Source organism: bacterium endosymbiont of Bathymodiolus sp. 5 South (assembly GCF_900128535.1).
GTDB lineage: Bacteria > Pseudomonadota > Gammaproteobacteria > PS1 > Pseudothioglobaceae > Thiodubiliella.
Window position 1 is genome coordinate 1 of sequence record NZ_FQTR01000256.1, and the last position, 1,748, is coordinate 1,748.

General features: G+C 31.0%; 1 protein-coding gene. It reads right to left on the minus strand.

The features are described 5' to 3' along the window. Positions 1–156 precede the first annotated feature (156 nt). Complete coding sequence (locus BBROOKSOX_RS10600) at positions 157–1,284, minus strand: ATP-binding protein (protein ID WP_139661731.1); 1,128 nt, start codon at positions 1,282–1,284, stop codon at positions 157–159. Positions 1,285–1,748 lie beyond the last annotated feature (464 nt).

Sequence of the window (1,748 nt, forward strand, 5' to 3'; positions counted from 1 at the left end):
TCTTTATTAATAGTTCTTTGTATCTTGCGAAAACGACCCTTCCAAAGATTGAATTTTCTAACCTTACCTGAACTTATTTTTTTGTATTTTTTAAAAACTCCAATAACTTCTTTTCCGTTTCACCTTCATAAAAATAAAAAACCTGTTTTCTACTCATTACAATAACGCCTCTATCTTTGTGGTATCTGGTAGGGCTTTGAACACATCATTTTTAACCAAATTAAGCAAATTTCTATCATTTTTCGTATAACCTAACTTTTCAGGATGCATCACTTCTACAAACTCATCTTTTTTCATAAAAACATAGCTATGAGATGGTAAATTCATTTCTAGAACATCATAATTATGAGAAGTATAAAACAGTTGCGAATTTTCTCCTAATTTCTCAATCATTAAATTTAACATAGATATTTCAAGTTCGGAGTGAGAATATGCCATCTTTTCATCTAAAAACAATGTTGCATTATCCTTTTTTATTAAAAAATTAATAAAATTAACAACCTCTACAGATTCCAATGTACCCCTTGAAAATCTTTCTTCATCAAGAATTCTTCCATTATCAACAATAATATTATCGCCATTAGAAAATTTAACAATATAAGTATTTTTATTCAGCTGTTCCGGCATTTCCACAACATCAAATATTGACGGATCAAAAGTCATTAACAACTCTTTTAATAAACTTACATTAACATTGGCATCTAACTCTGTCGAAGTGCTGGATGCGCTAAACATATAGTTCCACTTGTGGGTTGCACCGCCTATCTGATGTCCAGTTAAATAAGCAACTGATTTAAATCCAGGCTTTTCAATACCATAATTATTTTCCTGACTATAGTTTGATTTTGGTTCTAAGACACCCACTTTTGCTAATGTTTTTTTAAGACTATCTGTTTTATTCAATTTACAAAATCGATAACTTTCAAAAAACAATCCATTCTTATCAAATTCAGCTTTTAGTTGGTGTATTTCTTTGGTCTCTGGTGTGATATAAGTAACTTCAAAACTGGCATTGTTGCCTTTATCACAGATTTTTGATGGGGTATCTTCCACTGGTCTACCCGCTAAATAATTATTAATTTCACACATTATTCTACCTAGCGAAGTTTTTCCAGAGGCATTAGCACCCATAAAAATACAGACTTTTTTATAGTTTATATTTGGAAATTCTGCTAAATATTCACCCTCTATAGTTGAATTTTTTATTTTTTTCGGATAGGTAAAATCAATCTCCGTATCCTTAAACATATAAAAGTTATCAATCTTCAGTTTCAGAAAAATCATAGTTATCTTCCATTATTTGGATTTAAATTAACATTATATATTAATTATCTAGTAATTCAACCCAGCGTTTAACCGATATTTTAGTGCCTTTTTGCAAGTGCATTAAACAACCTATATTCGCAATCATTTCTGGACTGCTGGCTTGCAAATTTTTTAACTTATTGATTTTTAACTGTTGTCATAGGTTTTTGGGTAATGTAAAAACTTGCGTACTGCAAAATGAGAAGCCTTTTACCATAGTGATCGTTTACCCTTTATTGAGGATCTATCAAGTAATTTCAGAAGTGGAATTTTACCTCCTCAATGGGATTATTTAGGGCTATAATAGAAATTTTTGTTATAAAATCAACCCAAAACAACACCAAATGCACACACTTAAAAAACCCTTCACCCTGCTTTTAATACTCAGCCACCTAAACGCTTTTGTATTAGGTGTAGGTGGCATGGGCAATGTCTACGCCGCC